Source organism: Winogradskyella undariae (assembly GCF_013285155.1).
GTDB lineage: Bacteria > Bacteroidota > Bacteroidia > Flavobacteriales > Flavobacteriaceae > Winogradskyella > Winogradskyella undariae.
Genome location: NZ_JABTEL010000006.1, coordinates 191,449 through 213,117, shown reverse-complemented (window position 1 = coordinate 213,117; position 21,669 = coordinate 191,449). Strand labels below are relative to the sequence as shown.

20 protein-coding genes are annotated in these 21,669 nt (G+C 32.4%); 3 read left to right on the top strand and 17 right to left on the bottom strand.

Annotation, left to right across the window (positions count from 1 at the left end):
- Positions 1-72: 72 nt before the first annotated feature.
- The 4 genes from HSX10_RS10605 to HSX10_RS10590 all read right to left on the bottom strand — a co-directional run bounded on the left by HSX10_RS10605 (position 73) and on the right by HSX10_RS10590 (position 4,982).
- On the bottom strand, positions 73-1,224 hold the full coding sequence (locus HSX10_RS10605) for a glycosyltransferase family 4 protein (protein ID WP_173588193.1): 1,152 nt from the start codon (positions 1,222-1,224) through the stop codon (positions 73-75).
- A gap of 5 nt (positions 1,225-1,229) precedes the next feature.
- On the bottom strand, positions 1,230-2,627 hold the full coding sequence (locus tag HSX10_RS10600) for a UDP-glycosyltransferase (protein ID WP_173588192.1): 1,398 nt from the start codon (positions 2,625-2,627) through the stop codon (positions 1,230-1,232).
- The gene (neuC, locus tag HSX10_RS10595; RefSeq protein ID WP_173588191.1) at positions 2,624-3,745 is read right to left on the bottom strand and encodes a UDP-N-acetylglucosamine 2-epimerase; all 1,122 of its coding nucleotides are present in this window, start codon (positions 3,743-3,745) and stop codon (positions 2,624-2,626) included. Before neuC ends, HSX10_RS10600 begins: the two co-directional genes overlap by 4 nt.
- Before the next feature lie 196 nt (positions 3,746-3,941).
- The gene (locus tag HSX10_RS10590; protein ID WP_173588190.1) at positions 3,942-4,982 is read right to left on the bottom strand and encodes an N-acetylneuraminate synthase family protein; all 1,041 of its coding nucleotides are present in this window, start codon (positions 4,980-4,982) and stop codon (positions 3,942-3,944) included.
- Positions 4,983-5,113: 131 nt separating this feature from the next.
- Between HSX10_RS10590 and HSX10_RS10585 the strand changes: the two genes are divergently transcribed.
- Positions 5,114-6,562 carry an MBOAT family O-acyltransferase gene (locus HSX10_RS10585; RefSeq protein WP_173588189.1) on the top strand — a complete coding sequence of 483 codons (1,449 nt, stop codon included), beginning with the start codon at positions 5,114-5,116 and terminating at the stop codon, positions 6,560-6,562.
- Positions 6,563-6,565: 3 nt separating this feature from the next.
- Positions 6,566-7,600, top strand: coding sequence for an alginate O-acetyltransferase AlgX-related protein (locus tag HSX10_RS10580; protein ID WP_173588188.1), 1,035 nt, complete (start codon positions 6,566-6,568; stop codon positions 7,598-7,600).
- Between the two features lie 42 nt (positions 7,601-7,642).
- Here the strand turns inward: HSX10_RS10580 and HSX10_RS10575 are convergent, their stop codons facing one another.
- The 9 genes from HSX10_RS10575 to HSX10_RS10535 form a co-directional block, all read right to left on the bottom strand.
- Positions 7,643-8,302 (bottom strand): acylneuraminate cytidylyltransferase family protein, encoded by a 660-nt coding sequence (locus HSX10_RS10575; RefSeq protein WP_173588187.1) that lies wholly within the window; start codon positions 8,300-8,302, stop codon positions 7,643-7,645.
- Position 8,303: 1 nt separating this feature from the next.
- Positions 8,304-9,326, bottom strand: a complete 1,023-nt coding sequence (locus HSX10_RS10570; RefSeq protein WP_173588186.1) for a glycosyltransferase family A protein — start codon at positions 9,324-9,326, stop codon at positions 8,304-8,306.
- Positions 9,327-9,329: 3 nt separating this feature from the next.
- A complete protein-coding gene (locus HSX10_RS10565; RefSeq protein ID WP_173588185.1) occupies positions 9,330-10,172 on the bottom strand; it encodes a glycosyltransferase family 2 protein in 843 nt (280 codons plus the stop codon).
- Positions 10,173-10,182: 10 nt separating this feature from the next.
- Positions 10,183-11,133, bottom strand: coding sequence for a glycosyltransferase family 2 protein (locus HSX10_RS10560; RefSeq protein ID WP_173588184.1), 951 nt, complete (start codon positions 11,131-11,133; stop codon positions 10,183-10,185).
- A 29-nt stretch (positions 11,134-11,162) separates the two neighbouring features.
- Positions 11,163-12,245, bottom strand: coding sequence for a glycosyltransferase (locus tag HSX10_RS10555; protein ID WP_173588183.1), 1,083 nt, complete (start codon positions 12,243-12,245; stop codon positions 11,163-11,165).
- A 1-nt stretch (position 12,246) separates the two neighbouring features.
- Positions 12,247-12,966: a sulfotransferase family protein gene (locus tag HSX10_RS10550; RefSeq protein ID WP_173588182.1), complete on the bottom strand. Its 720-nt coding sequence runs from the start codon at positions 12,964-12,966 to the stop codon at positions 12,247-12,249.
- A gap of 106 nt (positions 12,967-13,072) precedes the next feature.
- Entirely contained in the window at positions 13,073-13,738 is a 666-nt protein-coding gene (locus HSX10_RS10545; protein ID WP_173588181.1) for an accessory Sec system protein Asp2, read from the bottom strand.
- A gap of 45 nt (positions 13,739-13,783) precedes the next feature.
- Positions 13,784-15,079: an ABC transporter ATP-binding protein gene (locus tag HSX10_RS10540; protein WP_173588180.1), complete on the bottom strand. Its 1,296-nt coding sequence runs from the start codon at positions 15,077-15,079 to the stop codon at positions 13,784-13,786.
- 129 nt (positions 15,080-15,208) lie between these two features.
- Positions 15,209-16,072, bottom strand: a complete 864-nt coding sequence (locus HSX10_RS10535) for an ABC transporter permease (protein ID WP_173588179.1) — start codon at positions 16,070-16,072, stop codon at positions 15,209-15,211.
- A gap of 690 nt (positions 16,073-16,762) precedes the next feature.
- Here HSX10_RS10535 and HSX10_RS10530 point away from each other — a divergent pair.
- The gene (locus tag HSX10_RS10530) at positions 16,763-17,131 is read left to right on the top strand and encodes an endonuclease domain-containing protein (RefSeq protein WP_173588178.1); all 369 of its coding nucleotides are present in this window, start codon (positions 16,763-16,765) and stop codon (positions 17,129-17,131) included.
- Positions 17,132-17,442: 311 nt separating this feature from the next.
- Here the strand turns inward: HSX10_RS10530 and HSX10_RS10525 are convergent, their stop codons facing one another.
- From HSX10_RS10525 to HSX10_RS10510, 4 genes are all read right to left on the bottom strand, one after another.
- On the bottom strand, positions 17,443-18,366 hold the full coding sequence (locus HSX10_RS10525; RefSeq protein ID WP_173588177.1) for an NAD-dependent epimerase/dehydratase family protein: 924 nt from the start codon (positions 18,364-18,366) through the stop codon (positions 17,443-17,445).
- Between the two features lie 69 nt (positions 18,367-18,435).
- Positions 18,436-19,413 (bottom strand): SDR family oxidoreductase, encoded by a 978-nt coding sequence (locus tag HSX10_RS10520; protein WP_173588176.1) that lies wholly within the window; start codon positions 19,411-19,413, stop codon positions 18,436-18,438.
- A complete protein-coding gene (locus HSX10_RS10515) occupies positions 19,413-20,708 on the bottom strand; it encodes a nucleotide sugar dehydrogenase (protein WP_173588175.1) in 1,296 nt (431 codons plus the stop codon). The genes HSX10_RS10520 and HSX10_RS10515 overlap by 1 nt, the downstream gene beginning before the upstream one ends.
- Positions 20,705-21,295: a sugar transferase gene (locus tag HSX10_RS10510; RefSeq protein ID WP_173588174.1), complete on the bottom strand. Its 591-nt coding sequence runs from the start codon at positions 21,293-21,295 to the stop codon at positions 20,705-20,707. Before HSX10_RS10510 ends, HSX10_RS10515 begins: the two co-directional genes overlap by 4 nt.
- Between the last annotated feature and the right edge of the window lie 374 nt (positions 21,296-21,669).

The window sequence follows — 21,669 nt, the reverse complement described above, 5'->3', positions numbered from 1 at the left end:
GAAATTAAAAAAAATATAGTAGCGGGGAGGGGGGTATCATTTTAGGTTTAATTTCATTTTCACATAAAAATATTAAAGTGGTATTATTTTTTTATAAAACTCAATATTTTTAATAGCTTGTTTCTTTATATCAAAATGTTCCTCGACAAAGCTTCTTGCTGCTTTCCCCATACTTAAACACAAATTTTCATCTTGCAACAATTTACTAATCTTGTCTGCATATAATTTATGAGCTGCTGGAGATACTAAATATCCACTAACGGTATCTTCCATTAATTCTTGAGCCCAACCTATATTACTATTTACAACGGGCTTTTGTAATGCCATAGCCTCAACAGTTACCATACCAAAAGTTTCAGCGAATGTTGGGAACACACATACTTGAGAATTTTTAATATAAGTTTGTACTTTACTGTATGGAATTCTACCTAAATACTGCACGTCTTTCAATGCTGTCTTATTAAAACGTTGTTTCATTAATGCCCAAGTTGAAGCGCTTCTTGTTAACACGTCTGGAGCATCACTTCCTATTAATAATAACTTAGCATCAGGCACTCGATTTTTTACTAAATTAAATATTTCTGGCAATTCTAACATACCTTTTTTTCTAATTAATGTGCCAATATAAAGAATCGTTTTTGAGTCAAATAAAGAAGGATCTGTATTTTTAAAAGAATGTAAATCTAAACCATGATAAATTGTTTCAATTGATTTTTTATTAGAGATATTGAATAACCTTTTTGTTACATGTCCTGCAAATGCAGTAGGTGTAATATAAGCACTTGCTCCTCTTACGGCAAACTGCTCGAATACTTTATTTTTTAATTTCTGCTTGCGTCCTTCTAAATAACAAAAATAACAATCGCTACCATGAAAACGCATAACTATGGGTACTGTAAATTTCATAAATGCAGAAATACCTGTCCAGTCTGGGACTTCTATTAGTTGTAACTTTTCTTTTATTATAACTGCTTGTACAACACTTTGAATATGCTTTCGGTATCTAAACCATTTTCCAACCCCATAAGACACATCTCCTATTAAATAAAAATGAATACTATTTTCTACAAAATAATCGTCTTGTTCTTGCCCGTATATAAACAGGTAGATTGTATGACCTTGCTGACTTAAAGCTTCTACTAAATTACCAATACTAGTACCTAAACCAGCTGCTTGTTTAATTTTAGTATGAGGATATTCTGGAGCTATAAAACCTATTTTCATACTAATTAATTATTAACCAATCTACGAATTGCATTTAAAATACGATTTGAAGCCTCTGTTGCAGGTTGTTCATTTATTTTATTAAACCACTGTGTTCCATTTTTAACTGTTTCGTTTGTTGAATCTAGCATAGATAGCAAACGATCTTGTATACCATATGGGTGGTCTAACCAATGTACTGCATTTGTTGTGGGCATAGATCTAAAATGTACATAATCGTACACGTGTACGCCTTTTACTATAGCATCATCTATATCATAATGATAATTCATATACCCGCAAGGTTTGTTGTGTGCCACATAATCAAACACCATAGACGACCCTAAATTGATCACTCCTGCGGTATGTTCTGCCATATTCACTAATAATTTTGAATCTTCAGATGTTGGTAATTTAGCGTTCCATCCATCACCTAGAGCATTCCATAACGGCGCTATAGGAACTATAAAATGTTTAAAATCATCTAAAACAGCATCAAAACGGTCTGAAAAATCTACAGGACAGCGTCTAAAAATAATTCCTAATTGATGACCTTGCTCATTTAAACTCTTTATCGCTTTGGCAACATCTCTTAAATATAAAGGATCTTGAGGCGATGTTGTAATATCGTCTCCACTAAAACAGAAATAAGTTGTTGTAGGGTTTAAGTTATAGTGTTTGTAAAAATCTAGTTTACTATCAATAATGTCTGTGTAAAAATGAGGTTCAAATTGAGGTGTTCCTGTTACCGTTATTTGGGCATCTTTTACAAATGGATAATACGTTAACAATTCGTGTTTCATGTGTGTACTCCATACATGATAATAATCCGTCTCTACATCTAACATCGATTTTGGTAAATTATCCCATGAGAATACAAAGCCAATCGTTGGAATTCCTAAAGCTTTAGCCGCTTCAACCGGAGCAATAGACAATATAGCACGCTGACTTGCACTATACACTACATCCGGTGCTTCTTGTTTGATAATTGCAATACATTGTTTATAGTAATCGGTTTGTGTTTCTAAATAACGTATACGCTTACGTAAGGTTAAAAGGCCTTGTTCAGAATTATAACAGCTAATAAGCAACTTGGTAATACTATTTTTTATGCGACTTTTTAGCGCCGAATTCTTTAGCGGAAACAAATATTTTTGATATACAGTATCCTTAAATCGCTGAATATATTGATTGAGTTCTACACGTTTCTTTGCATTCTTAAAACTGTCGGTTAAAGAGTTTTGTTTTATGGTTTGGGGTATAATTTCTTTTAACCCTAGTTCTGACAATGGTAGTGGCGTAAGATTTAGAAACACGATATCTAAGTCCATGGCTTGCGCTTGTTTATAAAACGACGTATACACAAAGTTCCTTAAACTCACCCCATCAGGGATAATAAAGAGTATTTTCTTTTTGATTTTCATATATCCCGAAATTGTTTTTGATGATTCAGTTTCCAAAAGGCTGCTTCCTGTAAACGCTTTAGGAATAAAGCACCACTATTTCCGCCTCCAAACTGGGGTGTTAAAGGTGCTATTGTTAATTCTGATAGGTGTTGTAAAGCGTCTAAAATAGCCGCTTCAGTATAATCTACATTTATAATTTCAGAATGGGTCACACGGTTTTGTTGGCGCGTCCCAATGTTAATCACCGGAACACCATAATAAGGTGCTTCCCTTACTCCTGCACTACTATTTCCTATAATACATTGCGCCTGCTTTAGCAAGGTTAAAAAATATTCGAATCGCAAGGATGGAAAGATTTTAAAATTAGTATGATTTTCAATGCGCTTATAAGCCTTTAGGATGGCCTGACTCCCCAAGTCATTATTAGGATAAATAACAACATAATGCTTTTGACTTGCTACTAAAGCATTTACAAAAGCGTCTGCGTATGCCGCCATATCTTTCGCTTCAGTGGTCACGGGATGAAACATGACAATACTGTAGGTTTCAAAATCAATATTATAATAGGTTTTAACTGTATTTAAATCGGGTAATGTATTTGAGAACATAATATCTACATCTGGAGACCCAATTGTGTAAATTGCCTCTTCTAATTCCCCCATTTGTATTAAACGCGTTTTGGCTTGGTCATTAGATACAAAGTGTACATGGCTCATTTTACTGGTGGCATGACGTAAGAGTTCATCTATGGTTCCTGAAACTTCTCCGCCTTCTATATGTGCAACTAATACATTGTTTAAACTCCCTACAATAGCCCCTGCTAAAGCCTCTACACGATCGCCGTGCACTACAATTAAATCGGGGGCTATGGTTTTAACATACTCTGAAAATCCTGAAATGGTTTTCGCTAATGTTAAATCCATCGTCGTTTCATCTGTATGATTTTTAAAGGTATGAATATTTTTAAAGCCACTTTTCTGTACCTCAATTAAGGTATACCCATACAATTCTTGTAAGTGCATCCCTGTTACAAAAATGTGAGGTTCAAAACCTACGGCATCTTGAAGTACAGCAAGAAGTGATTTTAATTTCCCAAAATCTGCTCTTGTACCTGTTAGGAATACAATTTTTTTCATGACTAGAATTTATAAATTATGGGATGACTCAATGTTTTTTAGTGTTATAAGATCTGTGAGCAATTTTAGGGCTTTTATTTGAAACCCTAAAAGATTCTAAGTTGTTTTACGCTATAAATAGGTTAAACGTAAATTTTATAACAACCAACTGTAATCACAGTGCTTTAACACCTTATAATACCCCACGAAAATATCCTTATAAGATGTCTTGCAATTTTAACTGCACATCATCAGGCAAATCTACACTCGCCGTTTTACCTAAGATGTCATTAAATTGTTCCGCAAGTATCTCACCCGTTCCAGGACGTTTCACCCATAAATTCTGTTTCGTAAAAAGCTCTCCTTTTTTAATCGGCGCAATCGTACAAACGGTGGCAAAAGCGAAATCTATAGTCACTTGCTCTTCTTTAGCAGGCGCTTTAGTTCCTCCACGCATTAAAGCCATTTCCGCACTATTTATAATAAGATCTTTACACTCTTGTTCATCCATACTGCAAACAATATCAGGACCTGTACGTTGCATATGATCGGTAAAATGACGTTCTAAAATACTTGCTCCTAGAGCAACAGCACCTAAGCACGCATTATTATTGAGTGTATGATCGCTTAAACCAAACACTTTGTCAGGAAATGCTTCATGTAACTCTAACATCGCCCCAAAACGTACTAGATGAATAGGCGTAGGATATAAATTGGTGGTATGCAATAAGGCTACAGGAACCTGATGTGCATCGAAAATAGCGATGGCTTTTTTAACACTCTCAATTGTATTCATTCCTGTACTTAAAATAACAGGCTTCCTAAATTGTGCAATATGCTCTAACAAGGGATAATTATTACATTCGCCAGATCCTATTTTGTAAGCTGGAATATCGAAACGTTCTAAGCGTTCTGCCGCTGCTCTAGAAAACGGAGTCGATATAAAAATCATCCCTTTGGCTTCTACATAATTTTTTAAAGCCAATTCATCAGCCTCGTTTAGCGCACAACGCGCCATAATATCGTAAATTGAAACCTCAGCGTTACCAGGAATCACACTTTTAGCAGCCCCACTCATTTCGTCTTCTACGATATGGGTTTGGTGTTTCACCATTTTTGCACCAGCACGTGCTGCAGCATCAACCATTTCTTTAGCCACTTCTAAAGACCCTTCGTGATTAATACCTATTTCTGCAATGACTAGAGGAGGATAATCAGGACCTATTTTACGGCCTGAAATTTCTATATAAGGATTCATTGTATTTTATTTTAACAGGGGTAAACTTAACGAAGATTTTGAAAAAACCATAATAAAAATGCAATGTTAATTCACCTTCTTTATAATTCTTATAATATATTCGCTGCCTATATTATTATAACGCTACCTAAATGCTATTCAATTCCTTAGACTTTGCCATATTTCTACCTATTGTATTTCTACTTTATTGGTTTGTTTTTAATAAGTCTTTAAAACTCCAAAATGCCTTAATAGTAGTTGCAAGTTATACTTTCTATGGGTGGTGGGATTGGCGGTTTTTAGCCTTAATTTTATTCAGTACCATTGTAGATTATTCTATTGGAGTTGCCTTATCTAAAGGAAAAAATCAACTAAAGAGAAAGATTTTACTTTGGGTTAGCATTCTTATAAACCTAGGTTTTCTTGGTTTCTTTAAATACTACAATTTCTTTCTAGACAACTTTATTGAAGCGTTTTCTTTATTCGGAACAAAAATACAAGCCAATACTTTAAATATAATATTACCTGTAGGGATTAGCTTCTACACCTTTCAAACTTTAAGCTACACCATAGATGTCTATCGTCAAAACCTTAAACCTACAAAAGATTTTATAGCATTCAGCGCTTTTGTAAGTTTCTTTCCTCAACTTGTTGCGGGCCCGATAGAACGGGCTACAAATTTATTACCCCAATTTTACAAAAAGAGAGTCTTTAAATATAATAAGGCGGTTGACGGCATGCGGCAAATCCTTTGGGGATTATTTAAAAAGATTGTCATTGCTGATAATTGCGCCCAATATGCTAATATTATTTTTAATAATTCTGATGACTACTCTGGAAGTACTTTAGTACTTGGAGCGCTGTTTTTTACATTTCAAATTTATGGAGACTTCTCTGGTTATTCAGATATTGCCATAGGGACATCGCGATTATTTGGATTTGATTTAAAACAAAATTTCGCTTTTCCTTATTTCTCTAGAGACATCGCTGAATTTTGGAGACGGTGGCACATTTCATTATCAACTTGGTTTAGAGATTATTTATACATTCCGCTAGGTGGTTCTAGAGGACCTAAATGGAATCAAGTTAGAAATGTATTTATCATATTTATTGTTAGTGGGTTTTGGCATGGAGCCAATTGGACCTTTATTGTTTGGGGCGCTTTAAATGCTATCTATTTTTTACCGATATTACTTTCTGGGAAAAACAGAAATAACCTAGATGTTATTGCACAAGAAAAATACTTACCCAACCTCAAAGAACTTGGTTCAATGTTGGTTACTTTTAGTCTCACCGTTTTTGCTTGGATTTTTTTTAGAGCTGAGAACATGGAACATGCATTGAGTTATACTTTTAGAATTTTTTCAAAATCACTTTTGAATTATCCAGTATTTGAAAAAGATGATTCAGCTAAATTAATATTATTGTTAATAGTACTGTTTATTATTATAGAATGGTTAGGAAGAAGACATAAATATGCTATTGAACAACTAGGCTCGAATTGGAATTCTATGTTTAGGTATACTATGTATTTAATAATTATACTTTTGCTATTTTGGTTTGGAGGAAATGATCAACAATTTATATATTTTCAATTCTAAAATATGAAAAAATTTATTTTAAAAAGTGTTTTCTTTATTGCTCCATTTCTTTTAATGTATTTATTAAACGTAATTTACTATTATCCTATTGAAGGTGATCTAGCAAGGATTGGCTATCTATATAGTAAAAAAGGAGCTACAGAAGATGCGTTTAAAGATTTGTATATTGAAAAGAAATATACCACATTTTCTGAACTAAATTTAAATACAAAAAACAATTTCGATATACTAACTATCGGTGACTCATTCTCAGAACAAGAAGCTAAAGGTTATAACAATTTTCTTGCTAATAATTTTTCGGTATTACATATGGATAGGTTTTTATCCGAAAACCCAATACAAAAATTAATCGAGCTTATCAATGGTGATTTTTTCCATATGAATCAGTTTAATTACGTCATTTTACAATCAGCAGAGCGATTATTTGTACAACGAACTGAAAATATTGAATTATCTAAAATTACAGACATACAGACGTTAAAATATAGTATAGCAAATAGAACAAATAGCTTTTCTAAGCTAAGTTCATCTTTTTTTTCAGATGCGACTCTAAAGATACCTCTTACAAATTTACAATACCTAATCTATGATAAACCAACATTCTCTAAAACTTATAATGTAAAAACTAATGGTAATAATCTATTTACAGGTAAGAAAAACAACCTTTTATTCTTTGAAGATGATTTAAAATTTTTAGTCCATAAAAATGACTCATCAAGAATTTCAAAAAGCAATGTTTTAATTAATAGGATTAGCCAATTACTTGAAGAAAAAAACATTAAACTATTACTATTAATAAGCCCTGACAAATACGATCTTTATTATCCGTATATAAAAAATAAAGACAAATTTAAAACTCCTCTTTTTTTTAATTATTATAATGACCTATCAAAAGACTACTTGTATATTAATTCTATAGAAATATTGCGCAACGAATTGAATGTAAATAAAAATGTTTATTATTTTAATAGCACCCACTGGTCTCCTATAGGGGCTAAAGCCATTTCTTTAGAAATAAATTCTATTTTGATGAATTAAGGAACGTAATTAACCTTAATATTAAAACAATAGTAATCATCTTTATCTATTTCTGAATAAAAATTCCGCATAATCAAAATCCTCCTGAGTATCTATATCTACTTTAGCAAAGACGTGATTTACAATAAAAGGAAAAGCATCTTCTGTCATAACATATCCATCACGTATCGCATTTGCAGTTGTAATATATAACAAGCCATTTTCATAATATAGAGGTTCCAAATCTTGACTGCGTTGTCCTGTTGCATAATTAAAGGGGACAAATTTATGATTTACAATTTCACCTAATTTATCGTGATTACGACTCACCGTAAAAACACTAGAACTATTGTTAGATTTAAATTGAGCAAACACATCTTTAAATAGTGTTGGGGGACGTAATGGGTTAGTGGGTTGTAATAACACTATGGCCTCAATTTTATCATCATTTAATTGTTGTAACACATGCTGCAAGGTACTAATTGTAGGTTCTAAATCACCTGATAAAGCTTTAGGTCTATCAATCACCAAAGCACCATAGTCTAAAGCAATTTTCTTTATCTTTTCATCATCTGTACTTACGTAGACAACATCGATGTCTTGTTGGGCTAAGGCATATTTAATACTATGCGCTAATAAAGGTAAACCTCCTAATGGTAAGATATTTTTAAACGGCAAACGTTTAGACCCTCCACGGGCTGGTATAATGGCAACTATTTTCATATTAATATGATTCAGCTTCAAGTCTAGTAAGACCCTTTTTTCTTAAATATAATTTCCAAACCTTTTTTCTAAATAACAGCTTAGCGAATAAATTCTGTATTAAGATCGCAATAACATTCCCTCCTTTATAATCAAACAAGTTAAGATTCTCTATGTGTTCTTCTTTATTCTTTTTTTGTTCACTAAGCAATTGTTGCATCCAAGGCTCTGAAGTGTTACCCATATGATACGTATAGTTATCTCTAGTCGCTAATCTCCAAAATCCTTTTTTAGCAATCGGATGATCCAAATGTTTCTCAACAGCATTTCCTCCTAAAAAATACACATCTTTAGAATTATCTAAAGTTTTAAATAAGTCTCCTCTATAAGTTGCAACAAAATGACCTGAACCAACAACTGCGTTAACACCCGTACCAGAATTAACGGTCAGATATTTAGATAAATGAACATCTTTATACAAATTTTGATTCCCTATACTATCTGCGAACATTATCAGTGCTTTAGAGTCTCTTACTTTTGAAAATTTTAATGAACTTGAAAACAGCCTGTCAAAAAACAAAGCATTAGTATGGTACTTTACTAATTTTGGATTTGGTGTAGGAGTTACAACACCTGCCTTCGGAAAAGCATTAAACACTTTATAAGTCGCATTTTGCCAACCCTGAACAAATAAAACATCTGCATCAACTAGACTAACTAAATCAAATTTATGCCCAGCTATTCCTTTTACAATTGCATTTATTTTTCCAATACTAGTGGTATGTATCAATTCTTGTATTTCACCACCATTTTTTAACCCATCTAAAAATTGTACTACTTCATTACAGCTTCCATTATTTACTACAGTAATATAAGTATTATTATGAGTGGTTATAATTAAAGATTCTAAACAATATTTAAGAATTATTAGACTATCTATAAAATAGTCTTTCATATAAGGGATATGAACAGGTACCACGACTTGATGAAAAAAATCAAGTTTACCTAAAGACTTATCTTTATTGGGGTTAAATCCTATTCTCATGCCTTAATATTTTATTGATATTTTATATCCTTTTAAAGTGTTTTTTAACGGAGTAATACTCAAATTATAAATCAAACGTCTAAGTCCTATAAAAATACTAGTGTAATACTGTTGTTTTAACACATAATTAGAAAAATGCTTTCTTAAAAAATAATAATATAAAATTTCTTTTTCTAAAGCGACATTCAATTGTTTTTTCATATCGCGTTGCCCTCCTATTGGTGCATGTAAATGTTCTACTAAAATATTGGGTTGAAAATAGATGTTAGCTCCAGCTTGTAATAATCGCATGCCATAATCCCAATCGTCTCCCCAAATAGTAAAAGTCTCATCAAAATAAAAGCCAGCGTCTTTAAATGTTTGGGATTTTACAATATTTAAACCCGAGCAGACTTGTAATCTAAAACGCCCTTTAGAAAAATTATTTGGTTTTGCAATTGTGTCCAAAATACTAGTATACTTAACATCTTCTTGATACATTCCATCAAATGCAATTCCTGGTATTAATACATCTATAATGTTAGGGGCCAAATGTTCTATTATTTTTTGAAAGGCTTGCTCTGAAATTCTTAAATCATCATCTAAAAAGAACAACCATTCCTCATTTTCATAATAGTCTAAAGCTAAATTTCTTGAATGATTAACACTTTTAGACTTATCTCCTTTTACAACTTGGTAGGCATAATTTAAGGGTAATTGCTTTAAAGCGTCTTCAACACATGGTTCTGTCTGATCTACAATAACCACTTGAGAGATATAAGAACTAAATGCTTTTAAATCTGTTAATAAGTTTTTTAAACACTCTAAACGTTCTCTTGTAGGTATAACTAGAAAAAAATTATTCATTAAATAACACTTATTTTGCTGTTAATCTTTTCACAGTATTAAACAGATGTACTCTTTTTAGCACCTTTGCCACTCCTGTTTTAAAATTTCTAAATAAAAAATCAAATGTACCATAAATTCCTAATGCATTATAGTATAATTTATTGACTTTAATCCACCGCTTATAAGAAGGTATATTATAATAGGCCATTTCAAGCTTCTTTAGCAAGATCTGTTTTTGCCCTGTAGAAAACACATTAGAGTAATTATTAAAAAGATGTTCCATAAACTGAAAAGTCCCTTTATTTTTGGCTACATAATGTTGGGAATCTCCTGTTATATTTAATTTCGAAACTCTAACAGATACATAAGCTGTATTAATAGAATAAATAGATTTATTATTAGAAAATTCAAAGACCGCCATATCATCGGCATGCCATGCTAAATTAAAAGCCTGAAATCCTATCTCTAAAACATTGGTCTTTTTAAACACATATTCACTTAAAGAGCTACGTGTTTTTTTGCTGAATTTTCTTTCAAAAAAAGAAACCGCTGTTTCTAATTTCAGATGCATAAATTGTTCGGAAGTTCGATCTCCATTTTCATCAACTACATATGTAGACCATCTAATAACTTCACTACTATACCGCGTTATTGACGGTAAAGCATTGTAAAAAGACGCTACAAAATTACTAGACACCAAATCGTCATCCCCTAAAATTTGAATCCATTCCTCATTCTGTATTAAAGCTAGACAGCGCTCCCATTGTTGCACCAGAGATTTACCACCTAAATTATTACTAAACGATTTATAAACGATAGATAATTGGCCTTTAAACTCTTTTATAAGTGCTTCTGGATTCTCAGGACTGGCATCATTACCAATGTATACTGTAAAACGTTTATCAGTTTGATTTGCTAAAGACTGTAAGGTATCTTTAAAAAAGGTATGCTTATAATATGGGATGATAATGGCTAACATCTAATCTACTAAAAGGTTGAATTATATTTTCATTTTTTAAATAATAGTAATTTCTTAATAGCTCCCCAATTATATAATATTGGATATTGTCTAAAAAATGTACGTTTCCTTTCCGTCTTAGGAAGGTGTCTTAATAAAAGTAAAAATGCTATATGAGAACTAAGAAACCCTAATTTCTTTTTTATCGTAATTTTACAATTATTAAGATTATTATTAGCAGTAATATTCCATAATTCAAAATATTGATCAACACTATGAATTATATTAAAATTCTTTAAAGCTTCTTCTCTAAAGAATTCTCCATCCTCTTTTTTGTATTTTAAAAACTCTTTTTTTAAAGATTCCTTATCATATTTAATTTTAAAATACCTTCCTGAGCAATTGTTTAACAGGCTTAATTCTAATTTATCTTTAACATAACCATCTCCACACGATTCAAAATAGGTTCTATTATCGTAAATAACTACAGGTCTTCCACAAGCCATGGCTTCATACGCACTTCTACCTAATCCCACTACTAAATCTGCATTGTTTATAGAGTCTTCAATATTCCAAACGGCATTCTTAAATTTATAAGCCTGAAGATATTCGACATTTAAATCTTCACAAATGGATTTAATAAAATCGTTAGCTTCTTTAGAATGGCACAGACTAAGCACTTTCTTTAATTGTTTTTTTACAGGTTTTTTATCATAAAACCTATTCGTATTAATACCGTTATATATTATATTACTTTTAAATCCTAAATTATATAAGTGATTTTTGACCTCTTGGGATATGGCTACATGAGCATCAGCCAAAGCATAAGGTTGCTCTAGTATAGGGTAAATACCATGACAAGTTTGAATAAGAAATCCTTTTTTATATAATTCTTGTACACATGTATAATGGTTAGCTAAAATAAGATCATATTTTGGCAACGACATAAATTGAACAGATAGTTCTTGTTCTATGCGTTCTGACACCTTACCTTTTTCAAATGTGAAATACTCTACGTAAATATCCTCTCTACTTTTAAGCTCCTCAATAAGCGTATAAGCAAATGTTTCAGACCCCCCTAATCTATTTAATCTAGCATTAGCTACTAATATCTTTTTAATTCCTTTAGGCATATTAAAGGTGCTGATTAAATAAAGCTATTTCCTCTTTTAACCCTTCTGTTATTAATAATATTTGCCCTTTAGATAAGTCATTTTTAAAAGAATCGCTCTGTCCTTTTCTGTATGCCCCAGAGACACTCACTTTCGTTTTGTTTTTATTATCTGAAATTATGGCATCTACATTTTCAGCTGAAACATTTAAGTAGTTTAACACTTTGGTAAATTCAGTTTTAGTGTCTTTTAACAAGTTTTCGTAACTTATAACGTGAGCTGTCTTTGCATTAATTACACCGGACAATACCGAAAAATATTTTTTAACCTCTTCTATAGACTTATCGATATCATAATTTTCAAAAGCCATCATATTTGATGTGTACATTGAGTTAACAATTGCAACTGGATTTCTAAGAATAACAATATCCTTACTATTAGGAAAATCTTTCTTTATTACATTATACCTTAGCGTATGTAAGGGCGTTTTTTCTATAATAATTTTGCCCTTATTATTTTTGCAAAATGAGGACATAATTTTTTTAGCTTTTTTGGGTTGTTTTATATAAATCCCTGACTCACTAGTCGCATAATATCCTTCTGCGTCTTTTTCGATGCCATTTGTAAATGGTATAATATCTTGGTGAGACTCTAATAGTGACCATAACCAAGTTGTCCCACCTCTAGGGCATCCAAAAATAAATGATACTTCTTCTTTTTGCTTTTTAAATAGCTTTAGCATTTTTTAATTTATACGTTTAAATTTGTAATTGATAAGTATCAACAATTTCTAATGTGCCAAAATATAAGTTGCATTTTTTCTAACTTAGAATTTCAAAATTGAATTTTCAACTGTTTATACTTTTTCTAATTATATTAATTAATTCACCATCATCTCTCAATACCTTAATTAAATTATGATTCCCTTTTAGATAAGGAACTAATTTAATATTAAATTGATTTTTCAATCTTTCGGCATGCAAACTATCTAACTTATCATTTAAAGAATAAAAAATTTCTATTTTTGGATTAAAGATTTCTCTTTTTAAACTTTTTTTTAAATTATAATATTTTTTTTGTGAAAAATTATCTAAATAAACTTTTGATAATTCCTTTTTCCATCTATGATCCCTATACCAAAATCGATTAATTTTCCCTATAAAAGTTTGTGGAGAAAAAGCAATGACACTATCAACGTTTAACAAAGCCCCGAAAAGTATGGCTCCATATCCCCCCATAGAATTCCCTATAAAAATCACTTTTTCATATGCACCTTTTATAATTATTTTTTGAAGTAATTCTTTAAGCTTCTTTATATCATCTATCTCTCGATTAACACCTTTATGATACCATGCTTGGTTAACATCTTTTATATACACCTTATCACAGCCTATATCTTTAAACACGTTATAAAATTCATAAATAGGTATTCCCATACCTTGTTTAATCCCCCCAAAAGAAACTAACAATATTTTAGAATGACCAATATCTATATTTAGGTTTTCATAATTCAATATTACTTGTTTTAATCAAAGTTTGATAATACTATAATTTTTTCGTTAATCTAAATCTTCTTGCTCGAAAACTTTTTTAAAAGTATACTCAACCAAAACACCTTCTTTAGAAATTTGTTCTCTCCCACTTTTAAAAAAATCTCCTCCAACAACATTAAATTCTAATGCGTTCTCAATATCATCCTGAATACCATCCGTACTTACTCCCGTCAATTGAATTAAATAATTCCCTATAGGTAATGGAAATTTAGCAATCTGAAATTCAATATAATTTGAATCTGATTTTTCTAAATTAAGGATCTTTGTGTCAACAAAATAGCTATTGCATAAAAAACGAACGGCACCTTTATTATCTATAAATTGTATACGGATTTTTACATCCGTTTGCTTCACTATAGTTTTTAAACAAATCTTAATTTTGTAAAAATCACCAGAAAGTAGACTTGTTAGTGCTTCATTTCCTGTATTCAGTATTGAAATATCTTTAAATAAGAAATCACCATTTCCGGATCTGTCTTTACGCTCTTCGAGAGGTATGCTTTCTTGTTTTTTATTCTGACTTAAATAAAAATCCACAGCCTCATCCGTAGCCCCTTCAAAAACAGACGTTCCGTTTTCTAAAACAATAGCACGTGTACACAAGTTCTTTACCGCCGCCATATTATGGCTTACAAACAATACCGTTCTACCATCCCCTTTAGAGATGTCTTGCATTTTCCCAATAGCCTTTTTCTGAAATTCCGCATCACCAACAGCCAATACCTCATCAATAACTAAAATATCAGGTTCTAAAAAAGCGGCAACAGCAAAAGCCAAACGCACACGCATACCAGAAGAATACCGTTTTACGGGTGTATCTACATAGCGCTCACAACCTGAAAACTCAATAATCTCTTGCTCTTTTGCTTTTATTTCGGCTTTGGTCATCCCTAAAATCGCCCCATTAAGGTACATGTTTTCTCGCCCTGTTAATTCAGGATGAAACCCAGTACCCACCTCCAATAAAGATGCTATTCGACCTCTGGTCTTTATTTCTCCAGTGGTTGGTATGGTAACACGCGATAGTATTTTTAATAACGTTGATTTTCCAGCTCCATTTTTTCCAATTATACCAAGAACTTCTCCTTTTTGAACTTCAAAATTAATAGACTTTAAGGCCCAAACATAAGCACTATCGGCTTTGGTACTTCTATCATTTACAGCTCCAACTTTTAAATATGGATCTTCTTTACCACGTATACGCGCCCACCAACGGTTAAGGTCGTGACTTATAGTCCCTGTACCCACAACACCAAGTCGGTATTGTTTGCTTATATTTTCAGCTTTTAAAATGACACTCATTGTTGTTTGTTATTCGTGGTTCGTTGCTCGTGGTTTATGGTTCGTGATTTCTCTATCGTTTGCTTCTCACTTCTCATTTCTCATTTCTCACTATTCACTATTCACTATTCACTATTCACTATTCAAAAATTAAACGGTATCAATAAACGTTTTCTCCGTTCTATTGAAAATAATAATTCCAAAAAATAAAATTAGAAATGTAATTATAACCGTATAAGCAATTCCAAATCCATTTATGGTTCCTGTTCCTAACAGCATAAATCTTGAGGTCTCAATAATATAAGCCAATGGATTGTACTCAACAACCCATGCTATTTTGGGTAATTTATCACGCATAAGTGCTAACGGATACATTACAGCGGATACATACATTAATAGTTGCACCCCGAAACCTACTAAAAATTTTAAATCTCTATATTTTGTTACCAAGCTAGAGATAATCATTCCTATTCCTAATCCTAATAAGCCCATTAATAGTATAATAAAAGGAAAAAAGATGACGCTACTGTCTACGGCGATCGCAGCACCATTACTGTAGTAATAGATGTAAAAGGCTATGAATATGAGTAACTGAATTCCAAATTTCAATAAATTGGATAGTATAATCGATAGTGGAACAATGATTCGTGGAAAATAAACCTTTCCAAAAATGGCCTCATTACTTTTGAAAGTGTCACTGGTTGTGGTTAGGCAGGTACTAAAATAATTCCAGATAGAAATCCCTGCCAAGTTAAACAAAAATGGAGGTACGGTTCCGGTTTCGATATTTGCCACCTTATTAAAAATTAAAGTAAAGGTTAGTGCGGTAAATAAAGGTTGTATTAAATACCAAAGCGGACCTAAAATGGTTTGCTTATAAAGCGTTACTACATCGCGTTTTACAAAGAGTACTAACAAATCTCTGTAATGCCATATCTCTTTGAAATTAAAGTCTATAAGTTTCTTTTTTGAAGAAATAGTATATAGCCAAGATTCCTCGTTTAGCTTGCTCAATATTAGTCTTTTTTTTGATTGGGTAAATATAGTAATTCCATTAAGAATCTAAAACTCGCTCTAAACAAAAAGCCAAACCCTCCGTCCAAACTTTCTCCAGCAGTTTAGCCACCTCCCTTTTTCTAAAAGGAGGAGCTAATTTTGGATTAAAACATAAATGAACTATAAAAGAATAAGATGGTTTTAAAGGATTACTCTGCTGTAAAAAATAGCGTGCTAAAAAACTAAAAGCTCTTGTTATTAAAATAATTATAAAAAGACGCCTCTAAACAAAGCTCCCCTCTTTTTTTCAAAGAGGGGAATGAATTTTCTGAGGCACGAGGAAAAGAAAGGGGAGTTCAAAAAACACTAATCACACCTGAATTATATAACTTAAACCCTGCGGCTAAACCTTTTTCAAACCCTCCGGCTAAACCTCTTTGGCGGTTTAGCCACCTCCCTTTTCTAAAGGGAGGAGCTTTGATTTGGGACTAAATTATAAGTTATTAAAAAAAAGAATAATATGGTTTTAAAGGATTACTCTGCTGTAAAAAATAGCGTGCTAAAAAACTAAAATTTAGTGTAAACAAAATAATTACAAAAAAACGCCTCTAAACAAAGCTCCCCTCTTTTTTTCAAAGAGGGGAATGAATTTTCTGAGGCACGAAGGAAAAGAAAGGGGAGTTAAAAAATATTTCTTACTTTTAATACATGTCAAAACAAAAAGTACATACTAAAAAAGAACTACAAAATTACAGAAGCGCATTAAGAAAAAAACTAACACCTGCAGAAGCCTATTTATGGAAACATTTAAAATCAAAACAATTAGGTAATAGACGTTTTCAAAGGCAACACAGTATGGATTACTACATCGTAGATTTCTACTGTGCTTCAGAAAAATTGATTATTGAATTAGATGGAGAAGTTCATAATAATCCAAAGGCACAGGAATATGATAAAAAAAGAACCTTGCACTTAGAAAGTCTAGGCTATAAAGTTATCCGTTTTGAAAACAAGATGGTTTTTGATGCTCTTCCTTCTGTTTTAAAAGAAATACAGAATAATTTTAGTTCTAAATAGTATTGGTGTTAGACTAAAACCCTGCGGCTAAACCTTTTTGGAACCCTCCGTCTAAACCTCTTTGGCGGTTTAGCCACCTCCCTTTTTCTAAAGGGAGGAGCTTTGATTTGGGATTTAAATATAAATTATATAAAAAAGAATAATATTGATTTGAAGGATTACTCTGCTGAAAAAATAGCGTGTTTAAAAACTAAAATTTTGTGTAACCAAAACAATCACAATTACATCCTTGTAACACTGCTCCCCTCTTTCCTTCAAAGAGGGGAATGAATTTTCTGAGGCACGAGGAAAAGAAAGGGGAGTTAAAAAGTTTATCCTCTAAAATGCGCTATCATTTTTAGAATTCCTTCTTCTAAAGTCACTAAATCACGCCCTAATAAAGCTTTCATTTTAGTAATATCTGGACATCTTCTTGTCATATCGCCTTCTTTTAAAGAAGGTAGAAACACAATTTCAGATTTAGATTGTGTTAGTTCTATAATTTTTTCAGCTAAATATAAAATACTAATTTCATTTTCATTTCCTATGTTGAGAACATCATTTACATAAGCCTTTTCATCTAAAGTTTTAATACAAGTATCTATATTATCATCAACATAACAAAACGAACGTGTTTGTTCTCCTTTTCCATAAATAGGAATGGGCTCATTTGCTAACGCTAGTTTTATAAATCTCGGCATTACAAAATCATCACTTTGTTTTGGACCGTAAGTATTAAAGAAACGAAAAATGGTATAATCTAAATCATATTCTTGTTGGTAAGCCTTAAAAAAAGCTTCACCTACATTTTTAACAATAGCATAAGGTAATCTAGAATTTAAAGGTGTCGTTTGTTCATTCTGTGGAATCTCAAAAGGTTCTCCATAGACTTCAGATGAACTGGAATAAAAAATACGCTCTACACCAGAATTCTTTGATAATGATAACACATTTTTTAAACCTTCAATATCTTCTAAAACAGTAATAGGATGTTCTAATGTACGCTTAACACCAACAACAGCCGCCAAATGGAATACATACTTAAATTTATAAGTCGCAAAAATAGATATGATATCATCATAATTATTCACATCTGCTTTGATAAAAATAATATTATCGAGGTCTGGAAGCTTAGATTTATCACCTGTTGAAAGATTATCAATCACAACCACAGTAACATTAGGTTTCTTTGCCAATTTTAAAGCCATTGCACTCCCCAATTGTCCTGCACCACCGGTAACTAAAATGTTTGTCATTATTTTTATTTTAGATTATAGTCTTATTTTAGATTGTTGCTATAGGTTTTATAGAGATCAATAGAGCTGTTAATTAAAATAACTCCAAGTAATTTCTAACCCCTCTCGCACAGTATACTGTGGCTTATAATTTAATAATTTTTCGGCCTTAGAAATATCAGCTAAAGAATCTTTAACATCTCCCTGTCGGTTAGGCCCATAACGCACTTTTAATTCAGAATCAGCAGCAAGTCGCAAAGACTCCCATAAATAGTTAATACTAATACGCTCTCCGCATGCTACATTAAAAACTTCATTCTTGGCTTCTTTTGAAGCAAAGAACCCCTTTACATTGGCTTGAACTACATTATCTATAAACGTAAAATCTCGAGTCTGCTCTCCATCCCCATTAATTTTAGGAGACTCATAATCTTTTAACCCCTGCATAAACAAAGGAATAACGGCAGCGTAAGCCCCATCAGCACTCTGTTTAGGACCAAATACATTGAAATAGCGCAACCCAATAACGTCTGTATCGTAAGTTGTACCAAACACATCTGCATATAATTCATTAACATATTTAGTCACCGCATAAGGCGATAAAGGTTTTCCGATCTCACTTTCTTCTTTTGGTAAAGCTTTGCTATCCCCATAAGTGGAGCTAGACGCTGCATAAACCATACGTTTTACAGTAGAACTATCCTTTAAAGCAATCATCATGTTTAAAAACCCCGAAATATTAACCGCGTTGGTCGTTGCAGGATCTTCAATAGAACGTGGAACAGAACCCAGCGCCGCTTGGTGAGAGACGTAATCTATCCCTTCCATCGCTTTTTTACAAGTCTCTAAATCACGAATATCTCCTTCTACAAGTTCAAATGCTGGATGCTCTATAAACTCGGCCAAGTTTTCACGATGCCCATTAGAGAAGTTATCTAAAACACGTACTTTCTTGGCCTTATATTTTAATAAATATTCAACAAGATTAGAGCCAATAAAGCCTGCGCCCCCTGTTATTAAAAAACTAAATAATGATAAATCTGTATTATGATATGGGGTGTTATACATTATAATCTTCCGTCTATTGCTGTTATTGGTAGTAAGGATTTTACATCGAAAATAACACCTGTTTTTGATTTTAATTGAGTAATATCTATTTTTAAAAACTTATGATGAGATACCGCTAAAATTACGGCATCATAGTCTGAACTTAAAGCATCAAAATCATTTATTAAATCTAAATGATATTCATGTTTCACCTCTTCTTTTGAAGCCCAAGGATCATAAACATCAACATTAACGTCATAAGATTCAAGTTCTTTAATAATATCTATCACTCTAGAGTTTCTAATATCTGGACAATTTTCTTTAAACGTAATACCTAAAACAAGTGCTTTAGACCCTTTAATTGTCGCTCCTTTTTTAATCATCATTTTAACAGTTTCGGTGGCCACATAGCCTCCCATACTGTCATTCATTTTACGACCTGCTAAAATGATTTCAGGATTATATCCTGATTCAATCGCTTTTTGTGCCAAATAATAAGGATCAACACCAATACAGTGTCCTCCCACTAAACCAGGTGAAAACTTTAAGAAATTCCATTTCGTACCAGCAGCTTCTAAAACAGCTTTAGTGTCAATATCTAAAAGTCTAAAAATTTTAGACAATTCGTTAACAAAAGCAATATTGATATCGCGTTGTGAATTCTCGATGACTTTTGCAGCTTCAGCCACTTTTATAGTCGGTGCTAAATGTGTCCCCGCAGTAATCACTTTTTTATAAAGCGCATCAACTCTTAGCGCTATTTCTGGTGTAGAACCCGACGTTACTTTTAAAATCTTAGTTACTGTATGCTCTTTATCTCCCGGATTAATACGTTCTGGAGAATATCCGGCAAAAAAGTCTTCATTATATTTTAATCCCGAAAAGGCTGCCAAAATAGGCACACATATATCTTCTGTTGCACCAGGGTAAACCGTAGACTCATAAATAACAATGTCATTTTTAGATAATGCTTTACCTACCGCTTCACTCGCTTTTATAAGCGGTGTAAACACGGGTTTATTTAAAGCATCTGTAGGCGTAGGTACGGTGACAATATAAATATTAGTCGTTGCTAATGCTTCTACATTATCGGTAACATATAAACCTTTACTTGCGTTTAAGTCTGTGGTTAAAACAGATTTTAAATCCTCATTATCAACCTCTAAGGTTTTATCAACGCCTGCATTTAGTTCTTCTATTCGTTGTTTATTAATATCAAAACCAACAACAAAGAATTTTTTAGCAAACTCTACTGCTAAGGGCAGTCCTACATAGCCTAAGCCTATGATAGAAATTTTATCTTCTGAATGTGTCATATATTAAAAATAGATTTTACTATAAGAATCAAATCTAAGTAAAAACTGTAATTAAGTACATAATTTTTATTGATTTTAACCTTATCTGTCCAAATAACAGTTTTATTAAAATATTCGGCATCTTCTTGCTCTGCCAATAATTGTTCTTCATTCTTGTATTTTAAAGTTGCTGGACCTGTAACTCCTGGTTTCACCTTTAAAATAACACGATCACTTCCCTCTAAAAGATCCGCAAAACCTAACACATCTGGTCGAGGTCCCACAAAACTCATATCTCCTATTAAAACATTATACAATTGCGGCAATTCATTAAGTTTTGTTCGTCTTAAAAAAACACCAATAGGTGAAGCACCCCGCTCTAACTGACCAAGCTGATGCGCTCCATTATCTAAAGTTCTAATTTTATAAATCTTAAAAAGCTTACCATGCTGACCTACACGTTGCTGTGAATAAATCCCCCATTGTTTTGTATCTATAGTCGCTATAACAACAAGTATTAGAATGGGCAGAATGAAAAAAGGCAGAAAAAACAGAACGACAACGCTATCAAAAATACGCTTTATATAAAGTTGTCTTTTAGTTATCATTGCTTGGTGTTTTGATAGTGAGGTGGTCATATGGTGGGGTGGTCATGTGGTGAAATGGTGATGTGGTGAGATGGTGAAATGGTGATGTGGTGAGGTGGTCATGTGGTGAGGTGGTGATGTGGTGAGATGGTGAAATGGTGATGTGGTGAGGTGGTCATGTGGTGAGGTGGTGATGTGGTGATGTGGTGATGTGGTGAGGTGGTCATGTGGTGAGGTGGTGATGTGGTGATGTGGTGAGGTGGTGAATATAAATTTCTGCTTGACCATTTCTTTATTTAATCATCAAATTAACACGCCTAAAGCCCCCTATAGAGGACCATCCAATAATGAAATGTCTTTTTTATCTGTAAGATCCTTTTTTCCAAAGTTGTTAG